Annotated in this window: 27 protein-coding genes and 1 pseudogene; 15 read left to right on the forward strand and 13 right to left on the reverse strand. The window is 69.1% G+C overall.

Annotated elements, in window-relative coordinates; all coding sequences use genetic code 11:
• Positions 1-283: 283 nt before the first annotated feature.
• A complete protein-coding gene (locus HW130_RS25400; RefSeq protein WP_309140570.1) occupies positions 284-1,078 on the forward strand; it encodes an alpha/beta fold hydrolase in 795 nt (264 codons plus the stop codon).
• 256 nt (positions 1,079-1,334) lie between these two features.
• Here the strand turns inward: HW130_RS25400 and HW130_RS25405 are convergent, their stop codons facing one another.
• Entirely contained in the window at positions 1,335-2,138 is an 804-nt protein-coding gene (locus HW130_RS25405) for a helix-turn-helix domain-containing protein (protein ID WP_177152015.1), read from the reverse strand.
• Positions 2,139-2,229: 91 nt separating this feature from the next.
• Here HW130_RS25405 and HW130_RS25410 point away from each other — a divergent pair, with 91 nt between their 5' ends.
• The 4 genes from HW130_RS25410 to HW130_RS25425 all read left to right on the forward strand — a co-directional run bounded on the left by HW130_RS25410 (position 2,230) and on the right by HW130_RS25425 (position 6,505).
• Complete coding sequence (locus tag HW130_RS25410) at positions 2,230-2,655, forward strand: carboxymuconolactone decarboxylase family protein (RefSeq protein WP_177152016.1); 426 nt, start codon at positions 2,230-2,232, stop codon at positions 2,653-2,655.
• Positions 2,652-3,101, forward strand: coding sequence for a nuclear transport factor 2 family protein (locus HW130_RS25415; protein WP_177152017.1), 450 nt, complete (start codon positions 2,652-2,654; stop codon positions 3,099-3,101). The genes HW130_RS25410 and HW130_RS25415 overlap by 4 nt, the downstream gene beginning before the upstream one ends.
• Positions 3,102-3,201: 100 nt before the next feature.
• Positions 3,202-3,708, forward strand: coding sequence for a hypothetical protein (locus tag HW130_RS25420; RefSeq protein WP_177152018.1), 507 nt, complete (start codon positions 3,202-3,204; stop codon positions 3,706-3,708).
• 88 nt (positions 3,709-3,796) lie between these two features.
• A complete protein-coding gene (locus HW130_RS25425) occupies positions 3,797-6,505 on the forward strand; it encodes a LuxR family transcriptional regulator (protein WP_177152019.1) in 2,709 nt (902 codons plus the stop codon).
• Between the two features lie 40 nt (positions 6,506-6,545).
• Here HW130_RS25425 and HW130_RS25430 read toward each other — a convergent pair whose 3' ends face one another.
• Positions 6,546-7,262: a hypothetical protein gene (locus HW130_RS25430; RefSeq protein ID WP_177152020.1), complete on the reverse strand. Its 717-nt coding sequence runs from the start codon at positions 7,260-7,262 to the stop codon at positions 6,546-6,548.
• Positions 7,263-7,496: 234 nt separating this feature from the next.
• Between HW130_RS25430 and HW130_RS25435 the strand changes: the two genes are divergently transcribed.
• Positions 7,497-8,324, forward strand: coding sequence for an SDR family oxidoreductase (locus HW130_RS25435; protein ID WP_177152021.1), 828 nt, complete (start codon positions 7,497-7,499; stop codon positions 8,322-8,324).
• A 12-nt stretch (positions 8,325-8,336) separates the two neighbouring features.
• The gene (locus HW130_RS25440; protein WP_177152022.1) at positions 8,337-8,987 is read left to right on the forward strand and encodes a carboxymuconolactone decarboxylase family protein; all 651 of its coding nucleotides are present in this window, start codon (positions 8,337-8,339) and stop codon (positions 8,985-8,987) included.
• Between the two features lie 245 nt (positions 8,988-9,232).
• Here HW130_RS25440 and HW130_RS25445 read toward each other — a convergent pair whose 3' ends face one another.
• From HW130_RS25445 to HW130_RS25455, 3 genes are all read right to left on the reverse strand, one after another.
• The gene (locus HW130_RS25445) at positions 9,233-9,706 is read right to left on the reverse strand and encodes an NUDIX hydrolase (RefSeq protein ID WP_177152023.1); all 474 of its coding nucleotides are present in this window, start codon (positions 9,704-9,706) and stop codon (positions 9,233-9,235) included.
• A 62-nt stretch (positions 9,707-9,768) separates the two neighbouring features.
• Positions 9,769-10,614, reverse strand: coding sequence for a PaaX family transcriptional regulator C-terminal domain-containing protein (locus HW130_RS25450; RefSeq protein ID WP_177152060.1), 846 nt, complete (start codon positions 10,612-10,614; stop codon positions 9,769-9,771).
• Between the two features lie 35 nt (positions 10,615-10,649).
• Entirely contained in the window at positions 10,650-11,282 is a 633-nt protein-coding gene (locus HW130_RS25455) for a GNAT family N-acetyltransferase (protein WP_177152024.1), read from the reverse strand.
• Positions 11,283-11,390: 108 nt separating this feature from the next.
• Between HW130_RS25455 and HW130_RS25460 the strand changes: the two genes are divergently transcribed.
• Positions 11,391-12,455 carry a S9 family peptidase gene (locus tag HW130_RS25460; RefSeq protein WP_177152025.1) on the forward strand — a complete coding sequence of 355 codons (1,065 nt, stop codon included), beginning with the start codon at positions 11,391-11,393 and terminating at the stop codon, positions 12,453-12,455.
• A gap of 165 nt (positions 12,456-12,620) precedes the next feature.
• On the opposite strand, the gene HW130_RS25465 is transcribed toward HW130_RS25460, so the two are convergent.
• A complete protein-coding gene (locus tag HW130_RS25465; RefSeq protein WP_256356329.1) occupies positions 12,621-13,355 on the reverse strand; it encodes a CPBP family intramembrane glutamic endopeptidase in 735 nt (244 codons plus the stop codon).
• A 268-nt stretch (positions 13,356-13,623) separates the two neighbouring features.
• Entirely contained in the window at positions 13,624-13,911 is a 288-nt protein-coding gene (locus HW130_RS25470; protein ID WP_177152026.1) for a hypothetical protein, read from the reverse strand.
• A 615-nt stretch (positions 13,912-14,526) separates the two neighbouring features.
• Between HW130_RS25470 and HW130_RS25475 the strand changes: the two genes are divergently transcribed.
• Complete coding sequence (locus HW130_RS25475) at positions 14,527-14,802, forward strand: hypothetical protein (protein ID WP_177152027.1); 276 nt, start codon at positions 14,527-14,529, stop codon at positions 14,800-14,802.
• Positions 14,803-15,242: 440 nt separating this feature from the next.
• Positions 15,243-15,974: a hypothetical protein gene (locus HW130_RS25480; RefSeq protein WP_177152028.1), complete on the forward strand. Its 732-nt coding sequence runs from the start codon at positions 15,243-15,245 to the stop codon at positions 15,972-15,974.
• Between the two features lie 61 nt (positions 15,975-16,035).
• Here the strand turns inward: HW130_RS25480 and HW130_RS25485 are convergent, their stop codons facing one another.
• Positions 16,036-16,512: an SUKH-4 family immunity protein gene (locus tag HW130_RS25485; protein WP_309140571.1), complete on the reverse strand. Its 477-nt coding sequence runs from the start codon at positions 16,510-16,512 to the stop codon at positions 16,036-16,038.
• A 179-nt stretch (positions 16,513-16,691) separates the two neighbouring features.
• Between HW130_RS25485 and HW130_RS25490 the strand changes: the two genes are divergently transcribed.
• Positions 16,692-17,588, forward strand: coding sequence for a hypothetical protein (locus tag HW130_RS25490; protein WP_177152062.1), 897 nt, complete (start codon positions 16,692-16,694; stop codon positions 17,586-17,588).
• A gap of 418 nt (positions 17,589-18,006) precedes the next feature.
• Here the strand turns inward: HW130_RS25490 and HW130_RS25495 are convergent, their stop codons facing one another.
• The gene (locus HW130_RS25495; RefSeq protein WP_177152030.1) at positions 18,007-18,588 is read right to left on the reverse strand and encodes a YrhB domain-containing protein; all 582 of its coding nucleotides are present in this window, start codon (positions 18,586-18,588) and stop codon (positions 18,007-18,009) included.
• A 216-nt stretch (positions 18,589-18,804) separates the two neighbouring features.
• Positions 18,805-19,338, reverse strand: coding sequence for a GNAT family N-acetyltransferase (locus tag HW130_RS25500; RefSeq protein WP_177152031.1), 534 nt, complete (start codon positions 19,336-19,338; stop codon positions 18,805-18,807).
• A 432-nt stretch (positions 19,339-19,770) separates the two neighbouring features.
• Between HW130_RS25500 and HW130_RS25505 the strand changes: the two genes are divergently transcribed.
• From HW130_RS25505 to HW130_RS25520, 4 genes and pseudogenes are all read left to right on the forward strand, one after another.
• Positions 19,771-20,283: a GNAT family N-acetyltransferase gene (locus HW130_RS25505; protein ID WP_177152032.1), complete on the forward strand. Its 513-nt coding sequence runs from the start codon at positions 19,771-19,773 to the stop codon at positions 20,281-20,283.
• Between the two features lie 546 nt (positions 20,284-20,829).
• The gene (locus HW130_RS25510; RefSeq protein WP_177152033.1) at positions 20,830-21,489 is read left to right on the forward strand and encodes an NADPH-dependent FMN reductase; all 660 of its coding nucleotides are present in this window, start codon (positions 20,830-20,832) and stop codon (positions 21,487-21,489) included.
• 58 nt (positions 21,490-21,547) lie between these two features.
• Complete coding sequence (locus tag HW130_RS25515) at positions 21,548-22,756, forward strand: IS701 family transposase (protein ID WP_177152034.1); 1,209 nt, start codon at positions 21,548-21,550, stop codon at positions 22,754-22,756.
• A 201-nt stretch (positions 22,757-22,957) separates the two neighbouring features.
• Positions 22,958-23,263 (forward strand): annotated as a pseudogene (locus tag HW130_RS25520) (glycosyltransferase family 2 protein); the annotation flags it as partial.
• 156 nt (positions 23,264-23,419) lie between these two features.
• Here HW130_RS25520 and HW130_RS25525 read toward each other — a convergent pair.
• From HW130_RS25525 to HW130_RS25530, 3 genes are all read right to left on the reverse strand, one after another.
• Entirely contained in the window at positions 23,420-23,650 is a 231-nt protein-coding gene (locus HW130_RS25525) for a hypothetical protein (RefSeq protein ID WP_177152036.1), read from the reverse strand.
• 431 nt (positions 23,651-24,081) lie between these two features.
• Positions 24,082-24,318 (reverse strand): hypothetical protein, encoded by a 237-nt coding sequence (locus HW130_RS36215; RefSeq protein ID WP_256356331.1) that lies wholly within the window; start codon positions 24,316-24,318, stop codon positions 24,082-24,084.
• Positions 24,305-25,126 carry a DUF6193 family natural product biosynthesis protein gene (locus HW130_RS25530; RefSeq protein WP_177152037.1) on the reverse strand — a complete coding sequence of 274 codons (822 nt, stop codon included), beginning with the start codon at positions 25,124-25,126 and terminating at the stop codon, positions 24,305-24,307. The genes HW130_RS36215 and HW130_RS25530 overlap by 14 nt, the downstream gene beginning before the upstream one ends.
• Positions 25,127-25,217 lie beyond the last annotated feature (91 nt).

Consider the following 25,217-nt stretch of genomic DNA (forward strand, 5'->3'; position numbering starts at 1 on the left):
CAGAGGGCTGAACTGCGCGCAGCGGAACCGCGGTTCAAGCGGGGACCATGGGCACGAACACGCATGGTGCGGGAATTGATCAGTGCCGACAGGAGGAACAATGAGGGGCTTACTCGCGGGAAGTGCCACGCTGGCCGCCACAGCCGTGGGGTGCGGTCTCGCTGCGCGTACCGTGGCCACGGAGATCGAACGCCTGCCGGATCCCTTCCCCTACGAGCGGCTCTCGCGGGAGCCCGAGGGTGAAGAAGTGTCCGTTCGTCGCCCTGACGGGACGGTGCTCCGCGTGATTGTCGCGGGGCAGGGCCCGCCCGTGGTGCTCGCCCATGGGTACGGTGTGTCGCTGCTGGAGTGGAACCTCGTCGCTGAAGCGCTTCGCGCGCGTGGGCGCCGCGTCATCGTCTTCGACCAGCGCGGTCATGAAGGCTCCACGCTCGGCCACGACGGCGCCGGCTCCCGGGCCATGGCCGGGGACTATGCGGCCGTTCTGGAGCACTTCGACGTACAGGACGGAGTGCTGGTCGGCCACTCGATGGGCGGGTTCGTCGCGATCCGCGCGCTGCTCGACCATCCCCGTCTCGCTCCACGTCTTCGCGGCCTGGTGCTGTTCGCGACGTGGGCGGGGCGGATCTACGACGGGGCGCCGCAGAACCGGCTGCAGATACCCCTGCTGGAGAGCGGCCTCCTCCAGCGGTGGGCGCGTACCCGCACCGGCGGGGTGCTGTTCGGAGCCATGCAGTCGGGCAAACGGCCCTCGCCGGCAATGATCGCTGTCTACCGGGAGGTGTTCCTTCGCCAGAACCATCGCCCGCTGCTGCCGATCCTGCGGGCCTTCGCCCGTGAGGACCGCTACCCGCGCCTGGCCGACGTGAGGGTGCCGAGCATCGTGATGGTCGGCTCGGCCGACCGCTCCACCCCGCCGATCCACTCCCGGCGCCTCGCCGCCGGAATTCCCGGCGCACGACTGATCACCGTGCCCGACGCCGGCCACATGCTCAACTGGGAAGGGTGCGACGCCCTGGTCGAGGCCGTCACATCTTTCCCATCTGCCTCACCCTCACAGACGCCCGGCCAGAACTGAGCAGCGCACGGCGGGCGTTAGTACTCCAGCAGCGGTTCGTGTCCTGGGCTCGATCTCGCCGTCCACGGCGTACAGGGTCGACTGCTGACCCACGAGGGCCTCTTCGTACGCCCCGCCGCCCCGGCCGGTTTCGTATTGCGGACCGTCGGGGCGGTCCTGCATCCGCTTCACCGGACCCCGGTGACGGCCTGCCAGCGCGCCGCCCTGCCCGACGAGGGTGTCAGGCCGGTCGAGTGCTCCCGGTTCTGGGTGCCTGTCACGAGTCGATGGCCGGGCGGGTTCTGAGGAGTTGCAGGGTGGCATCGGTCGGGCTGCCAGGCTCTGCGGTGAACGCGACCAGACGCTGGCGGGGATCGCCGGGAGCATCGAAATTCTCGTAGCTGAGCGTCAGCACGCCCGCTGACGGATGGCGTAGGCGCTTGGTGCCCGAGGAACGGATCTCGACGTCCCCGCTGGCCCAGTAGGTGTCGAACGCGTCGCTGGAGCGCTTGAGTTCCTCGATCAGAGCCGTCAGTTCACGGTCCGCGGGGTAGCGAGCGGCAGTGAGCCGGAGCTGAGCCGCCGTCGCCGCCGCGACGTCGGACCATTCGAGGTAGAGCGAACGGGCGGCGGGATCCAGGAAGAGATGCCGGGCCAGGTTCGCCACGTCAGGGAACAGTTCGTTCGCCAGCCGGTTGGCGACCAGCAGGTCGAAGCGGTCGTTGATGACCAGGGCTGGGATCCGCTCCATCAGGTCGAGCATGCGTCGAAGCTCGCTTCGGACCTCAGCGGCAGCCCGCGCGTCCCGGCCGCGCACCGGATGCGCGAGAGTTCCCAGGTGCGCGCGTTCCACCTCGTCCAGTGAAAGCGCCGTGGCGATGGCGTCCAGTACCTCCGTCGAGGGGTTGGCGGCCCGGCCCTGTTCCAGGCGCTGGTAGTACTCCACGCTGATCCCGGCGAGCTGGGCCAGTTCCTCACGGCGCAGACCGGGCACCCGGCGGCGTGCTCCGCCGCGCAAACCCAGGCTTTGAGGGCGCACGCGCGCCCTGCGGCTCCGCAGGAACTCCCCAAGCTGGTCCATACGGGCCAGTATGCCCTTGAGGATGGTACTGGCAGTACCCGTACAACCCGGGCCTGGGAGAACACCACAGCCAGGCGGCAGGCTCTTCCTTGTGAACGAACGCTACCTGCGAGGCGCCGCGCGCCAGGCCGAGCTCGGCGGGCCGGGCGAAACCCGGCGCCAGGTGTATGACGAGCTCGCCGACATCGCACCCGATCTGTCGCGATTGGCGGTGGAGTTCGCCTACGGCGACATCCACGCCCGGCCGGGCCTGGATCCCGGCCGGCGCGAGCTGGTCATCCTCGGCGTTCTCATCGCGCTGGGGGACGCCGGGCCACAGATCAGGGCTCACCTCAACTCGGCCCTTGCCGCCGGGATCACACCGGCCGAGCTCGTCGAAGCCGTCATCCAGGCAGTTCCCTACGCCGGCTTCCCCCGGGTGCTGGCCGCCATGTCCATCGCCCGCCAGGTCTTCGACCAACACGGGCTGCTGCCCATCGACCCCATCGCCCCCATCGGCCAAGGAGTACGAGCATGAACCTGCAAGACCGCGCCGACATCATCGACCTGTGCACCCGGATGATGTGGTCAGTCGACACCCACGACTGGGAGACCTTCGAGACCGTCTTCGCCCCCAGGGTCACCCTCGACTTCACCAGCTTCTGGGGCGGTGAACCAGACGTGGTCACCCCACCCGACGTGACCAAGGCATGGGCGCCCCTCTTCGCCGAATTCGAGGCGACCCAGCACCTGCTGGGCAATCACCTCGTCGAGGCCGACGGCGACCGTGGAACGCTGACCGCGGCCTTCCACTCGACCCACCGCCGATCCGACCCCTACGGCGACCCGCTGTGGACCATCGGCGGCAACTACCGCTTCGAAGTCCTCCGCATCGACGGCACCTGGAAGATCGAGAAGGTCGTCATGACCGCCACCTGGGGCCGAGGCAACACCGACGTGGTCAAGGCCGCACGCGGCGCCTAGCTGTACTTGGCCCGAGACCACCGCCAGCACCCGCTTGTCAGACGCATGGAAGGCGGCACTACTTGACACTCGGGGGCAAGTACTTGCTGTCTTCCGTCAAGTGGCGACCACGGATGACCATGTCGAGCTGGTGACCGAGCTGGTCCAGATACTGGAGACCCGGATTCTCGACCCGCTGGAGATCCTGCTGGCTTCTGATGAGCTCCTCGGCCCGATTCCGGTCCAGCTCGCCGTCCGCGACCATCGGGGCCACGGAACTCCCGTATTGCTGCTGCACGGACTGGGCGGCACCCTGCTGCACTGGGACGCGGTCGCACCGCTGCTGACCGGCGCGCACCCTCCTCACCGCCGACCGGCCGCACCTGCGCGTGCTCGAACTGGCCGCCAGTCACGCTATGGTCGCCGAACAGCCCGAACAGATCGCCCAGGCCGTGCCGGCGTTCTGTGCACAGGCCACCGAGCAACCGCGGCGTTCACAACGGGGCTTGCGGGTGCTGCCGCCGGCCATCGCTCGTGCCGGGTCGACCTGTTCGAACTGCGCGAGGGTGACCGGCATCGCCACATCGAGGGCGAACTCATCCTTCAAGCCGATGTCGACAGGTCGTAGCCGGTCAGATGCTGAGCACGGCGGACGGTATCGATAATGCGAGCGGCCCCTGTCTTCGCACGTCATGACGGATACGCGTAGGAGTGCCATGCTGTACGGGCGTCAGGTGGAGCAGTCCGTCGTCGATGAGCTGCTGGAGAGCCGGTGTGGCGCTCTGGTCGTGTGCGGTGCGGCGGGGATCGGCAAGTCGGCGCTCCTGGAGTACGCCGCCACGAACGCACGGGCCCGCGTGCTGCGGGTGACCGGTGTCGAGTCGGAGGCCGACCTGCCGTTCGCCGCTCTGCATCTGCTGCTGCGTCCCGTTCTCGATCACATCGAGGTGCTGCCGCCGCAGCAGGCGGAGGCGTTGCGAGGAGCGCTGGGCCTCGGCGGCGGTACCCGGGGAGACCGTTTCCTCGTCGGGCTCGCGACGCTGAGCCTGCTGGTGGAGCTCTCGGCGGAGGGCCCGGTGGTGTGCCTGGTGGACGACGCTCAATGGCTGGACGGTGAGTCGGCCGACGCACTGCTGTTCGTCGCGCGCCGCCTGCACGCCGAGCCCGTCGCCGTCCTGTTCGCCGCGCGGGAGGGCGAGTTTCCCGCGCGAGGCCTGCCCGAGTTGCGGCTGGGTGAACTGGACGCCGACGCCTCCCAGAAACTCCTCGCCGAACGGGCGGCGGACCTGCCGTCCGCCGTATGCGCCCAGCTCGTCACCGAGGCCCGAGGCAACCCGCTCGCGCTGATCGAACTGCCCCGCATGCTCACTCCCGAGCAGCGCAAGGGCGTCCTCCTGCCGCTGTTCTTCTCCCTCGGTACGGCGCAGCCGGTGACGGATCGGGTGCTGGTCGGTTTCCGTGATCGGGTCGCGGCGCTCTCCCCCGCCGCCCGTTCCTGCCTGCTGGTGGCGGCGCTCGATCACCACGACGGGCTGGACGTGCTCGCGCGGGCGGTCGGTCTGCTCGGCGCCTCGCTGGCCGACATCGCCGACGCCGAACGCGCGGGTCTGGCCCGGGTGGGTCCGGGCGGCGTCACGTTCCACCACCCGCTGGTGCGTACCGCGGTGCTGGTGTCCTGCGACATCGCCGACCGGATGGCCGCGCATCGGGCGCTGGCCGAGGCGTCCGACGACGACCGCCGCGCCTGGCACCTGGCCGCCGTCACCCTGCGGCCGGACGAGAACGTCGCGGCTGAGCTGGAGAGCCTGGCGGTTCGCGCGCGGTGCCGGGGCGGGCAGACGGCGGTGTCGGCGGCCTTCGCGCGTGCCGCCGAGCTGTCCGTCGATCCCGCCGAGGCCGTACGCCGGTGGACGGCCGCCGCGTTGGCCGCGGCCGAGGCCGGTCTGTGGCGACGCGCGGGTGAGCTGGTGGACAAGGCGCGGCAACGGGCCAAGGCGTTGACGTTGCCGGGGACGGTGATGGGCGAACTCGCCCACGTACGCGCGAAGCTGGAGGTGGAGGCGGGCCGCCCGCTGCAAGCCGTGCGGTTGCTGCACGAAGGGGCCGTGGTGGCCGATGCCCTACCCATCAAGTTGTCGTTGCTGGGTCTCGCGGGCTACTACACCTGGGCCAGTGCCACACACCCCGACCAGCCCGCGCTGGCCCGCCGTACCGAGGAGCTGTGCCCGGACGGCGAGGGGCTGCCGTCGGTCATACGCACGATCAACCGCGCCTTCCGCCTGATTCTGGAAGGCGACGACGTGACGACGATCGCCTACCCCATTGCTGAGCAGGCCGAGCGCATGCCGGGTGAGCTGCGGTTCCTTGTCACCTTCCAGGCTCTCTCCCGCGCCGACCACAAAGGCATGCACGACGAGGCAGCCAGGCTCGCCGAGGACTGCCGGGCAGAGGGACGACCGGGACGTATGCCCGAGGCCTTGACGCTCCTCTCCATCGCCCAGCTCCTCGATGGCCGGCACCAGTCCGCGCGAGCCACGGTGACCACGGGCATGACCCTGGCCTCCGATGTCGGCCAGCCGATGTGGCGCGACTACGCGGCGGGCGTGCATGCCTGGCTGTCGGCGGTCGCCGGCAACGAGGAGGAGTGCGAGGCCATGGCGGAGCAGGCGATCCAGGGCGCCGATCACCACCGGTGGATGCCGGCCGCCTGCTGGGCGGCGTGCGCACTGGCGACCCTCGACTTCGGGCTGGGCCGCTACGACGCAGTGCTCGACCGGATGGAACGGGCGATTTCCGGCCCTACACGGCATGCCTTCCTGTGGCGGTATGCCTGGCCGGACTACATCGAGGCGGCCGTCCGGGTGGGGCATCCGCAGCGTGCGCGAAATCGGCTGAGATGTTACACCGAGTGGGCGCAAGCCACCGGCCAGCCCACACCGCTCGCCATCCTCCACCGGGTCCGCGCACTCCTGGCCAAGGAGAGCGCCGCCGGGGACCTCTACGTGCGGGCGCTGGCCGTGCACGCCGAGGGGCAGCAGCCCTTCGAGGAGGCACGGACCCGGCTGGCCTACGGGGAGTGGCTGCGCCGCCATAGACGGCGCGCGGAGGCACGTTCCCAGCTCCAGGCCGCCATGGAGGCGTTCGACCGGCTCGGCGCGGCCCCCTGGTCTGCCCGCGCGGCCGCCGAGCTGCGCGCCACCGGCCAGTCGTTGTCCGACCGCTCGACCACCGGAGATCCGCTGTCCGTGCTGACACCCCAAGAGCTCCAGGTGGTACGGCTGGCCGTGACCGGCGCATCCAACCGCGAGATCGGCACGCAGCTGTTCCTGAGCCCGCGCACGGTCGCGTCGCACCTGTACAAGGCGTTCCCCAAGCTGGGCGTCTCCTCCCGCGCCGAGCTGATCAGGCTGCCGGGTGTGACCTGAGAGCCGGTGTGACCTGCGAGCGGGCATAACGAACGGCGGATCACACCCGGCGGTAGATGATGGGCTGGGCGGCGATGCCATTGGCCTTGAAATTGGCCAGCACGAACCGGCGGAAGGTGGGCCGGAATATCAGGCTGGGCAGGAAGGCCCGCCAATTCGGCCAGCTCGCGTGGTTGACGAGCCCGTAATCGGCGGGCTCGCCCTCCAGCGGCCGCATCAACGCGGAGTTGGGCAGCGCGGTCTTGGCCTGGAACCACCCGGCGGTGTACTCCCACACCTTCAGCAGGGTCTCGCGATCGTCGGCGTAGAAGTAGTTGAACAGGAAGCAATGGTCCTGACCATGGTCCACGTCGCCGAGCCGTCCGGCGTTGCCCGCGGCGAACTGGTGGGTCCTGCGCGCCGCCGCGCTCATGGTTTCGGCCAGCTCCTTGTACGCGGCGCTCTCGCGCAGTGCCCGCAAGGAGTCCACGGACTCGGTGCGGATCAGCACGACGACGTCATAGCGCGCCGGGCGGATGCCTCGGGCGGCCAGCAGTTCGTCGCCCTCACCGGGCGTGCGCAGGACGGCGCGGAACACATTCGCCTCGCGCGCCTCGACATTCGCGGTCAGGGCCTTGAGCTGGGCGGGCAGCCGCGCGGGAGGGGAGGCGAGGTGGCCGCGCCAGGCGCCGACCTCGCCGGCCAGCACGAGAAAGCCGTCGTCGGTTGTGGGCAGCACCCGCGCCTTGACGGCCAGGTGATCGTTGATCAGCTCCATGCGGCCGACGCTAGCCTGGGGGGAGTTCTCGCCGCTTCCGTCACCTGACTGATGTCCGTGCGCCACACGCCAGCACGAAGAGACGTCCGCCGTCCGATCATTGATCAGCTGATGGTGGAGGCGCCGGGCCAGAGGGCTTGCGGACCGTCTGCGTCGGGTGACTGATGTGCGCAGGACACTCATCAGTCACGTGACGGACGCGCACACCATGGCGGTCTTCCTAGGGTTCCGGCCATGACCGAACGATCGAAGACAGTGCTGGTCACCGGCGCGTCCACCGGAATCGGCCGGGCCACCGCACTGATGCTGGCGCGCGAGGGCTTCACCGTCTTCGCGGGAGTACGCAAGGATTCCGACGGCGTCGCCCTGGGCGCGACTGTCACGCCGATCACGCTGGACGTCACCGACCCGGGTCGGATCGCGGCGGCGGCGGACGCGATCGGCCGCCTGGACGCGCTGGTCAACAACGCGGGCATCGGGGTCACGGGCCCCTTGGAGTTCGTTTCCCTGGACACGCTGCGCCGGCAGTATGAGGTCAACGTGTTCGGCCAGATCGCGGTCACCCAGGCGATGCTGCCCAAGCTGCGCGATTCCCAAGGCCGCGTCGTCACCGTCGGCTCCGTCGGCAGCTGGATCACCCTCCCGTTCGGGGGTCCGCTCTGCTCGTCCAAGCACGCCATCCGTTCGCTGAACGACGCGCTGCGCATGGAGGTCAGACCTTGGGGCATCCGCGCGGTCCTCATCGAGCCCGGCTCCATCCACACCTCCGCCGTCGACAAGCTCGAAGGCGAGGTCGAGCCACGACTGGAGGCCATCGGCGACGAGGGCAGACGCTTGTACGGCACCGCCTACCGGACCATGGTCACCAGCGGTCTGAAGGAGGAACGCTCCGGCTCGAGTCCCGACGTGGTCGCCCGCGCCGTCCTGCACGCCCTGACCGCGCGCAAGCCGCGTGCCCGCTATCCGGTCGGCAAGAAGTCGCGGTTGATGAGCACGCTCGGCCGCGTCGTCCCCCAGTACGCCCTCGACCGCCTGCGCCTGCGCGTGCTGGGCCTGTCCTGAACGGAGCACACGATGACCCAGCTCGCCGGAGCCGAGGCCCTGACCGCGCTCGACCCCGTCTTCGCCCAGCTCGCCGTGGGCGCGGGCCACAACCTGTGGGGCCTGGCCAACCTGACGATGCGGGAGAAGGCCTTCGTCTGCCTCACCGCCGACCTGTGCCACCCCCACCTCGACCTGCCCCTGGCCATGCACGTTCAGATGGCCCTGGCCAACGGGGTCGAACCCGAGGCCGTCAGGGAGCTCTACCGCCACCTGGCGCCCTACGTCGGCTACCCCATCCTCGTCTCCGCGTTCCAGCGCCTGACCGAACTCGGCCTCCCCGAAGCAAAGGACACCACGCCAGTCGAACCCGAACCCCTCACCGGGCCATTGGCCCACCTGGTCCGCGATCTGGAAGGGGTGGATCCCGGCCTGGCCGCCTTCACCGAAGACCAACTCGCCCAACGCTGGGCCCGCCCGCACCTGACCACCCGCGAACGGGCCATCGCCTGCCTGACCGTGGACGTCCTCTATCAAACCCTGGGCGAATCCATGCGCCTGCACGCCGCTCTCGCACGCGCGAACGGCGCTACCGACGAAACCCTTCGCGACCTGATCCGCGGCCTGGCCGAGTTCGGACTTCCTCGCGCGTGGAATGCCGCAAACTCCCTCTTCACCAAATGAGTCCAGGCCTCGCACCGCGAGATCAGCGGCGGCCGGGAGAACACTGGGCACAGCCCTCTCCCCCTCGACGCCTCGCAGATGCCGCACCCGGTCGCCGTCGCTGACCGGTGGGCCGGGCCGGCAGGACCACGCAGCACCCGTGCGCTCATCACACTGATGTCCCGCAGGCTCACCCGGCGAGACCCCCGCACCGACTGGTCGAAGAAGCCGGGAGGAACGGATTCCCTGTGATGCTGCTGGTGGCTTCAGTGCTGGATTAGACCGCCGATGGGGACCGGGGCAACGTGGCCGGTTGCTGGAACGGACTGAGCCAAGGCGAGGCCCACGTCGACCAGCGAAGAGCGGCCGAGGTGCGCGACGTCGCTGATCGGCGTCCAGACCGACTCGGCGGTTTCGCCGTTCGGTTCAGGACGGAGTTGGCCGCCAGTGATGCGGACCCGGTAGAAGATGCCGACATTCTGGAGTTCGGGCCGACCAGGGAGTCGGCGCTCCGACGCGGGAATCACCCTTGAGTCCACGCCCAGCAGGCGCTCAACCACAGCGTCCAAGCCGGTCTCCTCAGCGACCTCCCGGATCACCGCATCGAACGGATCTTCCGCGTGCTCAACCCTGCCGCCTGGCAGAGTCCACGTCTTGTTGCCGTCCGGCTTCACGGCATGAGCGAGCAGCACCCGCCCGTCCTCGATACAGACGGCGTATGCCGCCAGTCGCAAATCCATTCCGGGAGGCTATCCGTGCGTTCAGCAGGGTGCAGCACCAAGCTGGTCACCTGTAGCGCCACTCAGCGCGCGGCGCGATCTGCTGCTTCCCGGGTGATGTCGGCGTAAAGGCGGAAGAGGGCAGGGCCGGCTTCGCCGCGTTCTCGTTCGTGCAGGGCCGCCCAGCACCGGGCGATGAGCTCCCGGGCCTGCGTGCCGGGCCAGGGTTGGGGCAGGAGCTGAGGCGGCAGCAGTGGGTCGGGCTCCATGGCGCGGGTGAGTTCGGCGGCCAGCTCGACCGCGATGGTGAGGAGTGCGGCTGGGGTGAGTCCGGCAGGGCCGGTGAGCCGGGCGAGGCGGGGCTGGGCGATGCGGCTGAGGCGGTGGTAGCGGTCGGCGATCTCCTGCAGGGGCCACAGGCGGCGGGCGAGTTCGGCAGGCTCTCGGGTGTCGCCCCTGCGCAGGTCCGTCGTGGTGAGGAGGGTGAGCGAGCCATGGGCGCCGAGGCGGTGGGCAGCTTCTTCGACGTACGGTTCCCAGGTGTTGGCGCAGACGTACAGTCCGCCCTGGAGCGGGGCGCCGCCCAGGTGGACGAGCGTCTCGCGCAGGGAGTCCCGGGCCGTGCGCGACGATTCGGGCACCGCGAAGGCGGCCAGGTGCCAGACACCGTCCCAGGGCGCGAGCCCGGCGTCCTGCTGGAATGCGTGCCGGAGGAAGTCCGCGTTGGGGGCGAGGGCACGCGTGGTGTCCGCGGTCGCGTGCAGCTCCGCCTTGCGGCCTCGGCCCTCGTGGGTGAACCGGCCTTCGGCCACCAGGCGTTTGACGCACAGCCGCACCTGCTGGTCGCTCATGCCCAGGATGTTGGCGACGGTGTACAGCTCGTCCGCACCGACGGTGCCGTCCTCGCGGATCAGCGCGTGGACGAGCATGCGGGTGGGGACCTCGACGCGGTCCGTCTCGGCGCTCACAGTTCTGTCGCTCCCCTCGTTCCGACGGCGCGACGCATGGTGGTCACCGCGCCGAACCCCAGCAGCCCGCGCAGAAAGGGCGTGCGCTCGGTCCGTACGGCCGTGAAGCCGCGCCGCTCGTACAGCGCCCTGGCCCGCGGGTTGGTGTCGATCACATCCAGTCTGATCTCCCGGCAGTCCTGCTCCACCGCGACGGCGGCCACTTCCTCTATGAGCAGGCTGCCGACGCCGCGGCCGCGCATGCCGGGGTCCACGGCGATGCCGTCCATGACGAGTTGCCCGGGGGCCGGGTGGCGTTCGAACAGGGCGAGGAGCAGGAGTCGGTGCAGTCCTCGCAGGTGTCCGTACGCCCGCAGCACTTCGGAGGCCGAACCTCCGGTGAGGGCCCGGCCGCCGAGCTGGTAGCCGGCGAGGCCGACGAGCTGCCCGTCGAGGAGCGCGCAGACCGCGCGATCGGCGTTCAGGTGGGCGGCGAGGAAGGGCACCGCCTTGTCCGGCGGGTTCAGGGCGGGGCCGAGTTTGCGGCCGAAGGCGTCCCAGTACAGCTCGGCCGCCCGCCGCTCGGTTCCGGCCGGAACGCCCCGCCGGACCGTCACCGGTCCACCGGCGCCCGTCTCGTCCAGTCCCATGCCGTGCTCCCCTCGCGCTTGTCGTCTCTCGCTCAAAACTATCATTCGTGCAACGATCGTTCTGACAATGATAGCTTCATGGACCCCGAGCAAAGGCGGTCAGATCTCATGAGTCCGAAGATTCGGCCCCGACGGCGCGGGCTTCGCATCGCCGCGTGGTCACTCGTCATGGTCCTGGTCGTGGCCGCCGGTCTCGCAGGTGTGGTCCTGTGGCAGAACTCCTACGCCATGGACGAGCAGCGGGTCTCGATACGCCACGGCGGCCACACCCTCAACGGCGTACTGGCCACCCCCAAGGACGGCCGCAAGCGCCACGGCCTGGTCGTGTACATCCACGGCGACGGCCCCGTCGACGCCACTCACGACGACGGTTACAAGCCCCTGTGGGAAGCGAACGCCAAGGCCGGGTACGCCTCCCTGTCGTGGGACAAGCCCGGCGTCGCGGGCGCACCCGGCAACTGGCTCGAGCAGTCCATGGACGACCGGGCCGACGAGGCAGTCGCCGCCGTCGCCTGGGCGCGCGCCCGCCCGGACATCGACGGCCACCGGATCGGACTCTGGGGCGCCAGCCAGGCGGGCTGGGTCCTGCCGAAAGTCGCCGCCAAGACGCCCGTGAGCTTCGTCATCGCCGTCTCGCCCGCGATCAACTGGCTCCGGCAGGGCCGCTACAACCTCCTCGCCGAGCTGCGCGCCGACGGCGCATCGGCATCCCGCACCAAGGCCGAGATCGCCAAGAGCGACACCACCCGCCGGCTGCTGGCACGCCACGCGACCTTCGAGGAGTACGTCAGGGCGATGGGCGGCGACGCGGACGGCATGACCGCCGATCGCTGGGGCTTCATCTCCAAGAACTACACCGCGGACGCCACGCAAGACCTCCGCGCCCTGCGCGGCGTACCGGTGCTTCTGGCCCTCGCAGGCCATGACATCAACGTGGACACCGCAGACACGGAGCGCACCTACCGCAAGGTGCTGGACGCAGGCGGTGCATTGACGGTCGAGCGTTACCCGGACGCGGCCCATTCATTGCTCAAGCAGTCCATCGAACAGTCGGACCTCAAGACCACGCTCACCGCGCTGTTCTCCCCCCGCTCGCTCTTCGCGGACCGGTTCCTCGACGGCCAACGACAGTTCCTCGAGGACCTCGGCCGAGGTAGCAATGCCAGTCCATGACACTCCCGCAAGGTCGGCCATGGCGCGTTGTGCACGTTCGCGTGTACCGCCCGATGCAACGCGGGGTCGCTGCCCTTGCCCTGCATCGCGGGCCCCAGTACTCGTGGACCTGGTCCGGATTCCTACGGGCGTCGGTGCCCCGTTGACGACGCCGACGTGCGCCCATCAGGTCCACCAGCGACTCGCCGCCCAGGCGATTGCGTAACCCGCACTGTTGAGGGCGCAGTGCAGCGCCACGGGTGGGATGAGGCTGCCGGAGCGGCGGCGGAGCTCGCAGAGAAGCACACCGGCGAGGGCGGTGCCGACGACCGCCGCCGTCACTGCCAGGGCGACGCCGGCTTGGCCGGCTCCGAAGACCGCTTGGGCCGCCGCGTTCGCGCGTGTGAGCCCGCGTGACGGCTGTACGTGCCAGAGCCCGAAGAGCACCGAGGAAACGACGGTGGCCCATACAGGCCCCCACCGTCGCCGAACCATGGCCCACAGCACGCCGCGGAATGCGATCTCCTCAAGCAGCACCGTGCCGAGCGGTACGCGGACCAGTACGCGATACACCAGTTCTTCAACAGACAGGCCCGCGGCCCGCTCGTCCTGGAACGCCTCCCGGGTGAACGGCAGTGCCACGCCCACGAGAAACACCACGAGAACGGCTACGGCCAGGACCAGGCCCCAGCGCAGACCACGGCGGGCCGACGCCCTGCCGAGCCCCAGATCGGCCCAAGTGAGTCCGGACCGGCGGGCGATCAACACAAGCAGCACGGCCGCAACTGCACAGACCGGCACGTACCAACCGGGCGCGAGCAGAACGTTGAGCGCGTTCGCGGCCGCGAGCACCACGACGGCCAAGAGCAGCATCCACATGGCCGCACAAGGATCGCCGATGTTCGCGAGGGCGGCCCGCAACGCGCTGCTCCACGGCGCGCCGCCGTGGACCGTGTCCTCTGTCGGCCGGCCGATGACACCCGTTCAGCGCCGCGCCGCATCAAGCTTTGTTGGTGAGAGTCACCCGCAGCGGTAAGGACGGTCGACGACGGCGCCCGGTTTGTCATGCCCAGTAAGACCCGCCGTGCGCGGCCGTCGGGCCACGTCGGCCCGCCACTCTGCCCGTACGCTTCACCCCGCCACGATCGCTGGGCATGGAGCCCGGCGCCACAAGCGCCGGCACGGCGGCTCAGCCGCTCCCACCCGTCGCCCCGCCGGCCGAGCCGACGGCCGCCCCGGCTCCCGCGCCGGCGGCGAGCACGAGCCCCTGGTGGCGATCCCTGACGGCGAAGCGCTGATCCAACGCCGCCGGATCGGCCGACCGTCCGGCCCAGCAGAACTTCATGAAGGTGTCGCAGGCCTGGCCATCGCAGGTCCCCTGATCACAGCTGCGGTCGTCGTGGTCCGCAAGGTCGTGGTGCCGATCATCGTGCTTCGCCTCATCAGCCCCACGCCGCCGTATGTTCTCGTCCTGCACCCGGGGGCCGCCGGGCCAGGCCGCCCCCAGCCGCATCGTCAGCCGGCAGCCGATGACGTCCCGGGCCGTGCCCGCCGAGTGGGGAACCGTCTTCGCACACCTACCGGACCTCGGGCGCGGGCAGGCGTGGAAGGCGGTGCGGAAGGCCCGCCCGCCCGCGCCGATCGTCTACGCGGCCAGGGCATCAACGCCGGTCACGAGATCCATTGCGCACACAGACCCGGATCGGTGAGGGGCCGGAGCGTGATGCCCGTAAGCGGCGCCTGTATGAGCCAACTCTCGCCATGCCAAACCCGGCGGCCAGTGATTCCTGAGGTTTCATCTTGAGGGGTGATCAGCCTGGCTTGGTCCCCTCCGGCGGGTGAACCGATCGATGAAGGAGTACGCGAAGCCGTGTTGAAGCTGTCAAGCGTCCTGGGGCACACGATCCGCATGTACGCCAGTGGCAGGGCCGCAGGGGCCGATGTCCATGTGCACTACGAGCCCGCGGATCGCCGGGGCATCCCCGAGGTCACCTTTGCGATACGTGCGCACCGGCACGACCGTCTCCACCCTCGCCGGCGCGTCTGCCGCTGCATGTGGCCCCGCACGGCCTGGGGGAGGGCGGGACTGCGCGTGACGTCTTTGAACGTTCAGGGCTCGCAGTGGGGCCGGCACGTGGTCAAGAAATGGGAAGAGGGCGAGCACGGCTGGGCCGGAATCCGCGTGTCGTCCAGGGGACTGGAACTGGCGGGCGGCGAGCTCGTCAACGTGCAGTTCTCGCCAAACGGGCTGGAAGACTTAGGCCCCTACTTAGAACTCAGGTTTGAGGCCGAGATCGACGGTGTGAGCATCGGCGAAGCCTCACAGGTCTTTCGGGTGGCGGGAACGAAGCTCCTGCCTGCCTGCTGACCCAGCAGATCCACCGGGCCCGGCTGGTTCGCTGACTGGTCTCCGGCCAGGGCTCGGGGCCGCCCCTCCCCCGCCTCCCGGCTGGCAGTCCGCCGGCCGACTTCCCACCAGCCTGGTACGTCGGAGGCGGGAAGAGTTGCGACACAACCTCCTCCTCAGGCACAGGGCCCCGCCAGTTCCCGGCGTGGCCCTGTGCCTCCTCTCACCTTCATGAGACCTGCAGGTTCGACTGTCCCTCCACGGGCGGGACCGTGGCGCAGGACGACAGCTTGAGGTGGGGAAGGTCTGAAAGACGGCCAGTAGTAGGTTCGTGTCGTCGAGACGTAACTAGCGGTGAAGGCACGTGTGGTTGGGTGGGGGCGTTCACAGATTCGTCTGTCACAGGGTTCGTCTTCGTCAGCGAGAGGTCTCCTGACTGCCTGCAGGCGGCAAGAGTCGGGATGCGGGTGGCGTTGCCGGTGCTTGCGCCGCCGTGGATCGTTGTCCATCACACGGTGGAGCGAGTGCTGGTCTCCCGGTGGCCCGGGCGGCTCCTGTGGGTGAGGGTGGCGCTGCCTTCGTCGGACGAGGAGCGTGCGGCGATGGCACGTGCCTCGAAGGAACTGCTGCCTGATGCGAGTTACACGCGTGCCATCGCCGTCGACGTGCTGGAGGAGCTGTCCCCGTCGGTGCTCTTCGGCTCCCACGGCGACGAAGTGATCCGCGTCATCGAGAGCGGCCTTGCCCTGGACGAGCAGATCGCGAGCGAACTCGCGTCCGCCCGCCATCCCGCCGCCGACCGCGAGTACAGCAAGGCATGGAACCGCTGGCTCGCCCAGCAGCCAGAATTCGCGCACTACCAGGACCAGGATCACACCTCGACCCTGGCGATCACCGGCGCCGGCGCGACGGATTCTCCGGTCGGGCACGGCCTCCTGCTGATCTGGCACATGGTCACGAACAGCGCCGAACACCGCGGAAGCGCGGGCTCGTTCACCGTGGACGAGGACGATGAACGAGTCCTTACCGAGCCGTGGTCCTCAGCACTCAGCGCACTGCTCGACACTGCGATGGCGTACGGCGCGCCGCACGTGGTGGACAGCAATGCCGCCACGGTACTGACCGCGGCCTGGAACACCGTCTTCCACCCCGAACGAGCCGACCGGCTTGATACGCCACCAGAGCAGAGTTGACGACCGGCTGGAGGAAATCTTTTACGGGACAACGCTCAGCGGGACTACGGGCCGACACCTCCTACCAGAGCCAGCGGGCGAGGAACTCTGGCCAGATGAATCCCTGGTAGCCGGCGAATGCGGCCGGGTCGCACTCCTTGAGTTCGGCAGCGAGTTCTTCGAGTTCGGCAAGGACGGCGTCCTCCTCGTGGAACTCTGCGTTGAGGAGCAGGTCGCAGGTGTCGACGCGCAGACCGTAGTGGTGCAGGCATTGCACCCACAGGACGACAGAGGAGTTTGCGAACCAGGGCTCGCCGTCCGACTCACACCGGCCCTGTACCGGGCGACGAGATCGCCCGCGGCGCTGCTGCGATGTTGCCGGCCTGGGGCTGACCGTCCTTGCCCGTCGGTTCTGTCCCGGCCGTCCTGCCCGTCTCACCCATCGGCAGATGCGACCTACGGCAGCGACAAGGACCACCAATCGCAAGGAAGTTCGCGCGACCGTTGCCGCTTCGCCGACCCCCACTCCGGCCCCTGAGGACCCCAGACGTCTGCTCACCGCCCATGCCGCAAGCGTTCATGGGTGCGATCACATCCAAGACGTGCTGGACGAACGCGGCCTTCACGTCCACTGACGCCGCGCCCCCGCATCTGCCTCAGCTGATGAAACCTGTGCTGGGACAGCCGCGTCAGAAGAACAGCACATCCCGCCACGTCACCGTCCTTCCAGGAGATGACATGCACATCAGCACATCACGCGCCGCTGACCTGCTTGCTCTGGTGACCCTCTGCACAGGCGCCGTCTTCGGTTGTGGCAGCGAGAGGGAGGCCGGTAGTACGGCAGAGATAGCCGGGAACCGCGCCCGGCAGGTCGCCGCAGCCTGGGACGGCTCACAGGCGGCTGACGCGTGGCGGGCCGGCTACTACCCCATGGGAGGGGCGGTCCAACTGCCGCTGGGCGGCCTGCGAAGCCAGGCCGACAAACGCGCCTACGAGGCCCAGAACCTCCTCCTGCAAGGCGAGTTGCCCACCACATGGCCGAAGGACGGCCGAGTCACGTGGGCGGGCGGTACGTCGCTGACGCGGCCGTTGCTGGGGGCAAAGACCGCCTACACGGCCCTGGCCCGCTCCCGGGTCGAGGCAAAACCGCACCTCACCGTGACCGGGGCACAATTGGGTGAGATGACCCTGGCCACCAGCCGCGGACCCGCGACGGTCCCCGCCTGGCTCTTCACTGTGCGGGGCTACGACGCCCCCCTCAAGATCGCCGCTGCCGACCCGTCGAAGCTGCCCGGATCGCCGATCAGACCGGCCCGCGACATCCCCGCCGGCCAGTTGGCTCCGCTCGACCGGCTGGTCCAGATCGAGGAAGACCGGCGATCCCTGACCGTGATCGCCATTCATGGAGCATGCGACGACGGCCCCGCCGTGGATGTCCTGGAAACACGCGGCAGCGTAGTGCTGTCAGCCTCCGTCAAAGACCCGAAGACGGGTAACTGCACCGCGCAGGCGAAGACGAAGCACGTGACAGTGAAGCTGGAGCGGCCTGTGCACGACCGAGTCCTGCTCGACGCGTACACGGGCCGACCAGTGCCATACGGCCATCCGAACGAACCCTCGCCGAGCTGGAGCTGAGCCTGACCTGTACCGACGGAGCGATCACCAGGGACCGCCCGGTCAGCATCCGCCGTTTCAGATGAGGCTGAGCGGCATCGCTTGGAGCGGTGCCGGTCGGCGGACATGGTTGCCCCGCGCGGTGGTGGAACCCTCCAAGATCCCCGGGTCGCAAGTGGAGGATCGCCGGTCAGCCGGCGCATCGGGTCAGTGCGGCAAGGCGGTGGCTCATCCTCGGTGTGTCAGGTGTGCCGCCGACCAGTCCGGCTGCTCCTGGCGCTCGCCGTCGGCCTGTTGGTCGGCCGCGACGGCCCGCTTCTCGCACGGACCGCACAGGGGGCGGGTGCCACCGTGGCCCCGGTGGGTTGCCGATCGCCTCCAGGAAAGGCTGCATGTGGTTCCGTGGCACCGCCCCGGCCGGGGCCGTACTCGCGGAGCGTCAGCCGAACTCGCTTCTTCCGAGGCGGCCTCTGGGTACGGGCAGCTTTCCGCGACGAAGGGTGTCCACGTGATGCTCGACCGGTTCGACGAGTGCTCGTACGGCTAGGGCAGGCAGGTCCGGCGACAGGTCGCCGCCCTGCAGAGCATGCACGTACTCGAACGCCTGAGCAGGATCCAACGCCGGCACCCTTTGCCGGAGCAGACGCACGGCATACAGCCTTCCTCGCGCGGCCACCATGTCGCGCAGCTGTTCATGGAGTTCGTCCACTGCGCTGCGCCGGGTCGCTCCCCGGATCCGCTCCCGGTAATCCGCCTCCCAGGCCCCGGTCACCCAGGAGACCACGCCGACCTCGTGGAGCCCACCATCGACACGGTCGACGAGATACGGCCCACCCCCCACCAGAACCTCGCCCGGCGTCCGTGACCGCACACGGACGATCCAGACAAGCTCATGCTCCTCAACGTCCGCCACAACAAGCCGGAGCACACGCCGCGGGTCAGCCCCCGTCGCCAGGCGCCGCAGCTCCTCGTCCCCCAGATAGGCCTCGACTGCCCGGACCGCGTCCGCTCGCTCAACCATCCGGTCAGCATCCCCTACACGCACGAAGCGAGGCCACCGAGAAATCCTCCCTGACGGCTGCCCAGTAGCCCAGGAACGGGGGATCCTGCCTCAGCCACCAACAGCAGCAAACGTCGGCAGTTCAAATCCCGTGGCCCCGCCAGCAGCGTCGCCATCGCCTTCAACAAGTCCTCCTACGCGGACGTTCCGGTGAACCGTGCAAGGTGTTGTGAATCTTCACGGGTTCACGGTGGAAGTGGGAGGCGACTGCATCATCCTCGGCATCAACTCAGCGTGGACATCGGCGGTGTCCTGGCTTGTGATGAGCGTTGCGCCATTGCGACGCAACGCTGTGAGTGCCGCTGTGTTGTGAGCTTTGGTGTCCGCGACTACGGCCCGCGCACCGGACCTGGCGGCTTCGTCGAGCAGCACGCGGAGTACGGCGGTACCTGTTCCGCGGCCGCGTTGGGAACGGGCAAGCCACACGCCCGCTTCGAGGACTTCGTGGCTGTCGCGGACAGCCAGGCGGGCTGCGCCCACGATTTTCCCATGGTGGGTGATCGCAAAGGTGGTCTCTCGGAGTGGGCCGGCAAGTCCAGGGCGTCGAGCGCGGTGCCAGGCCCGGAACGCTTCTTGCCGTTCAGGCGTCCACCCTGGTGGACCGGCCACGGGAGGCATGACCTCCTCGGGTGCTGCGTCGTCGACGGCCACCGCGAGGAGTACTTCGAGGCTCCCCTCGTCCATCTGCTGCAATTCCACCCGACCGACCATGTTGCTTTCCCTTCACTGAGCGTCGGACACCGGTTGTCGATCCTCACGTTCGGTTGGATGTTGCGCGAGAAGATTTCGGCAGGGCCGGCAGGCGTCCGGGACGGTCGGGTCGCTTTTCGAGCCCGACCGTCCGGGCCGCCACGTCGATGTCGGTGATCTGCAACAGGCCTGCCGGGCTCCTCGCATCCCCGCCGCCCGGACGGCCGGCGAGGGCACCGCCATGGTGGAGCGGTGACAGTCGGCTGCGATCTTCCTTGACCGTTCTGACTCCGTTGAGTGATGTACTAAGTGCGAAGCGTAATCGCTTTGGCGTAAACCCGCCTTGAGTTGGGCGGGGAGTGGCAAAAGACTGCTCGTGTGCCGAAGCGGACACCCGCCGAGAGGGGTCCGCCCGCACGCCCGTCACGTATGCCATTGTCAGGAGACCATCGCATGCCCGACGTCGGCCGAGACACCTCGCACCCGATCACGTTGACCGACGGTACCGCCACCCAGACCCGCGAAGTGACCCCCGCGGATCTTGAACCGATCCAGGCACTGCACCGCCGCTGCTCGCCGAGCAGCCGGGCCCTGCGCTACCACGCGGGCAAACCCCAGCTCTCTCCCGCAGGATGGCGACTGCTGTCCGACCCGGGGCGCGGCACCACGTTGGTGACCACCCCGGCCCAGCGCACGGACCACATCATCGCCATGACGAACGTGATGCGCACCGACCGGCAAGGGGTGGGCGAGCTCGCCGTGCTGGTTGAGGACGCCTGGCAGTCCAAGGGGTTGGGCACCGCCCTGGCCGCACACGCGGCCGAGGTGGCCCGCCGGGCGGGCCACCACACGTTGACGGCGGCGGTCGCCGCGCAGAACGTACCGATGCTCCATGTCCTGGAGAGCCTGGACGCACCACCCCCTCGCACCGTCGGACCCGTCCTCGACATCCACGTCCCGCTGTAGCTGTGATTGCGCACGCGAGTGGGCACCGTTCGCCAAGTCGGACGCTCAGGCGAGCGTCCCGAGGCGGCGAGCTTCGACAGCCGGGTGAGCTCAGGCTCCACCAGGGCGACGCGGGGCGCGCCGCAGCGTGTGGTCAGGCGACACGGGACCGCTCGCCGGCGAGGCGCTCCAGGTGGGCATCACAGGCGTCCTCCCACAGCACGCCGGACTCCGGGGCCGGGTAGCCGTCGGTGGCGATGCCCTCAGCACCGCGGGCGATGATGTCGACCTGGCGCGCTGGTCGGCCGCGTACGCGCGGACCGATTCGGCGGCGTGCTCGTCGAGGGGTTGGCGGTTGGGGACGGACGCGGTGGCCGGCCGCTGGCTCATCCGGAGCTGCTGGGCGCCGTGGCGGACAACACGGCCCGCCACGTAAGTGCGCGGCGGGCCGGGGCGCCAAGTGTGATACCCAGAAGGCCCCTCCCTGTCGCGAGGCGGCCCTGTGCGGACCACACTGGTCCGCAGCGCCCTGGCTGGGCGAACCCTCACGCCGGAAGGACATCGCCCATGCCCACGGACGCCCACCCCGGCCCTCTGCGTGTGCTCGTCTTCGGCGCCGCCCTGCGGGCTGAGTCCACCAACGCCCGCCTCGCCTCCCTCGTGGCCCGCATGATCGCCGACACCGGCGTCACCGCCGACCTCGCCACCATGCGCGACTTCGACATGCCCCCGTACGACGGCGATGTAGAGGCTTCCGAGGGGCTGCCTGAGGGCGCTCTCGCGCTGCGCGACCGGCTCGAGCGATGCGACGCTTTCGTGATCTCCTCCCCCGAGTACAACGCCTCCATGCCCGGGGTCCTGAAGAACACCATCGACTGGGTCTCCCGCGTGCAACCCCAGCCGTTCAAGACCAAGCACGCGCTGCTCGTTTCCGCATCCCCGTCCCTGGTCGGCGGCAACCGCGGGCTTTGGGCGCTGAGGGTTCCTCTCGAACACCTCGGCACCCGCGTCTTTCCGGACATGTTCAGCCTTGCCAAGGCTCACCGGGGCTTCACCGAGGACGGCATGCTCACCGACTCCGGCCTGCAGGAGCGCCTTGCCGAGACCGTCGCGGCCTTCCTCCGCCTGGTCGAAGCCGATGTTCGGTACGTCTGCCTACAGCGCCGGTGGTACGAGTTCCCAGGAGACCGCACCGAGGCACCCGTCACCCAACGGGCGGAGGACTAGCTAGTAGTGCTTTGTTAGCTGCCTTGTCACGTTGGGAGTCTGGCAGTTCTCTGGACGTATGAGGGCTGGGGAACTCGCATCGTGTCGGAGCCGGTTGGAGGAGTTCGCCTCCGAGGTGTTCGCGCCGCTGGTGCGGCGGGATCAACGTGAGAAGGGTGCCCTTTATCTGCGGGGTCTGCTGCTGGACGGCCGACGCAAGTCGATGCAGCCGATGGCCGAGCGCCTCCGAGTGGACCATCAGCAGCTCCAGCAGTTCATCACTTCCTCCACCTGGGCTTATGACGCGGTGCGGGCCCGGCTGGCATGGCGGGCGGTGCGGGTCGTCCGTCCTCAGGTGTGGGTGGTCGACGACACCGGCTTTCCCAAGGACGGCATCTCCTCGCCGGGGGTGGCGAGGCAGTACTCCGGCACGCTGGGCAAGGTCGGCAACTGTCAGATCGGCGTCAGTGTCCATGCCGCCTCCGACACTGCCTCGTGCCCGCTGTCCTGGCGGCTGTTCCTGCCCGAGAGCTGGGACACGCCGGCGGCGGACTCCCGACGGGAACGCTGTCGCATCCCCGACGACGAGCATCACCGGCCCAAGTGGCAGCTGGCCCTGGACATGCTCGACGAACTGGCCGGCACCGGGCTCAGACCCGCCGTGCTGGTCGCGGACACCGGATACGGAGCAAACGCCGACTTCCGCCACGGCCTGGAAGACCGGGGTCTTGCCTACGTCCTGCAGGCCAAGGCCGAAATGACCGCCCATGGTGAGGCTGCACAACCCCACCAGCCGCCCTACGGCGGTCTCGGACCCAGGCCCCTCCCGCGTTACCGCACCCGGCCGGTGTCGCTGCGCGAACACGTACTGGCCGCAGGGCGACACCAGGGACGGGCCCTGACCTGGCGCAAGGGCTCCAAAGCCGCGATGAGCTCGCACTTCGTGCTCGTGCGCGTCCGTCTCGCGGGGCGACGGCCCAAACCCGCCGAGGACGGCACGATCCCGCTGAGCCGGCTGATTGCCCAGTGGCCCGAAGGCCAGGACGAGCCGGTCAAGTACTGGATATCCAACCTGCCCGCCGACATCCCTGCCCGTGACCTGGTCCGGCTGGCGAAACTGCGGTGGCGCATCGAGCACGACTACCGCGAGTTGAAGTCCACGCTCGGACTCGACCACTTCGAAGGCCGCTCGTTCACCGGCTGGTACCGGCACGTCACCCTCGTCACCGCCGCCCACCTGTTCCTGACCGAACAGCGGACCTGCCCAAAAGCCCCTGCCAGGGCTTGACCCTCTACCAGGCCCTGGACCTCCTCCAACACCTCATCGCCACCTGGACCGGCACCTGCCCCACCTGCCAACAGGCCGTGCCATGGCAGCCCTACGACACCACCTAACAAAGCACTAACACCGGTCGAGGATGAACTGGAACAGTGATTCCGTAACAGCCGCGGCGGCATGCCGCATCACCCCCGACCCACCGCTCCACGTCGGCTCGATTCACGAGGATCAGCCGGCGGGTTCAGTGAGCGGCTCTGGTTGGGCGGCGAGGAAGAGCTTCTGGCCGCGGACCTGTCCACTATCGGCTGGTGGCTCGCGTACGAGGAGTCCATGACCGTGCACCACGCCCGTACCGTTCCCCGCGACCGCGCGTCCTTGCGCGCCTTCGGCGCTGCCCTCGCCGGAATGCCCTGGGTACTGCGCGAACAGCGAGTCGTGCCACCCGTCGTCGAGCGGCGTCTCAAGCTCCTCGAGACGGCGCAACGGCACTCCACCGCCCGACGGTACGTCGGCTGAACGGACAGTGATCCGACACGGTCGACAAACTCCTCGCACCCGGAGCCGACCTCGTCGACCGCGCCCGCGCCCGCGCCCGCGACCTGCTCACAGGCCGACGGCCGCTGACCCGCGGCACCGGTGCGAGACAGCCGGCCGGATGCATGCGGCGATGGATCAACGCCGTCGACGTTCCGCGATGTACTCGTTGACCGCCTGCTCTGCTGCCTCCGACCCCATGCCACCACCCGGCATCCTGCTCACCAGTTCCACAAGGTGCTCCAGGAGACGGCGTTGCATCGCTTCGCCTTGCTGGTCGAACCAGTCCGCATTGTCGTGGGACAACCACCTGTAGATCCGTTCGGTACCTCCGGGCACGACCTCGTCCCTGCCGACGGCTTCGGTCATCACGTCCTCCGCGCTCGTTACGGGTAACCACCATGACGGAGCGGGCTGCGGACCGCGCGCCGACAACAACGGGCTGCCCGTTGCCGACGAACTGCGAGCAGGCGTGCAACGGCCTGATCACCTCACTCGGCTGGGAGCCACGGACGCGCGCTCGCCTCAGGGAGCACACGCCCCACAGGAGGTCCGCGGCCGGCGTCGCCGTGGCCCGGGTCGGCTCAGGCCGCACCCCGGCTGACTCCTGTGCCCTGTGCCTTCACGGCCAGCGACCCCCTTCAGGATCAGCGAGGCGGATAGCCGGCCAAGGCCCATCTGGCCTGTGGAACGTGCGCCAGATGATCAGATGCGGCGACTTCATGAAGGCCATCATGCCGTTCCAGGACTCGCGATCGAGCCCTGCCCGTCTGCTCTGCTCGTCAGCGGCGTATGCGGGCTCAGGCGCTGTCAGCCAGTTCCGTATGACCGTGAAGTCGAGCGCAGTGCGCACAGCAGAAGAATTGCCCTGCAACCTGCGACCCGTGGCCCAGGATTCTGCATCCGCACTGATCGCAGATGGGCGCGAGACGATGCGCGGCACATTCGATGCTGTCGAAGACGTGCACCGCATCGCCTGCAGTATGAACCTCGAACGACAAGGCGTAGTCATTGCCACACACTTCACAGACCGCCATAGTCACTCCTCATGCTTGCGGGCACGACCGCATCGGCCCTCTTCTCCAGCGAAGCAGCTGTACCAGCGGCGTGCGACTTCACACGGCTGGGCGTCGAGGCTGAGGGGCGGTCCAGGATCACCGCGACGGCCTCTGCCGCACCGTCCACGTCCTGCACTCGGCCGTCGGCGAACCGCACCCGGTAGCGGCCGTTCCCGAGCGGCATCGCCCGCGGCAGGTCGTGGCAGATGGGCGGCGAGGCCCGGCGGCTGAAGGTGAGCCAGTACATGCTCCGCCCCGGCGACAGAACCCGAAGTCGCGGCTGCTCGAAGGCGGCCTCGACGAGTTCGTGCAGCGCGGTGTCCTGCATGCGGGCGGAAGCCGCGCGCAGTTGGCGCCACCGGACCGGCACAGCCTCGCCGCGCTCATGGGCCTCTGCGAGTTCCCAGGTCCGCAGAAAGGGCCACTGTGCGACGAGTTCACGCACCCGAGGCCCCTGCAGCCAGGAGTGCATCGCCCCGGCAACCTCGGACAAGCCGTCGATATTGCCGGTGGCCATGCGGATTCCACCGGCCGAGCAGTCGACGGAGAAGCTGCGCTCCCCGCGAGCCATCAACACATTCGCCGAGAAACCGTCGGCTGCCACCTGTGCCGCCACGTGACGCCAACCCGGTGAGGACGTCAGCTCGACCGTGAGCCCGTAGCCCGCACCGTCGGCCACGACCTGCAGAGCGTTCTGCAGAGAACCCGCCCGCACCACCTCGGGATAGAGCATCGCGTACTCGTGCAGAGGATCGTTCGGCGCTGCGCCGGGAAGCTGCTCGGACATGCGGTCAAGTCTGCCAGCGGCCCCTCGACCATGTCGGCCCTTGCACCGTCCCCCACCACAGCTGGTCGTCGGCAGAGGCGCCAGTGCCGGC

This window comes from Streptomyces sp. PKU-EA00015 (genome assembly GCF_013387495.1).
GTDB lineage: Bacteria > Actinomycetota > Actinomycetes > Streptomycetales > Streptomycetaceae > Streptomyces.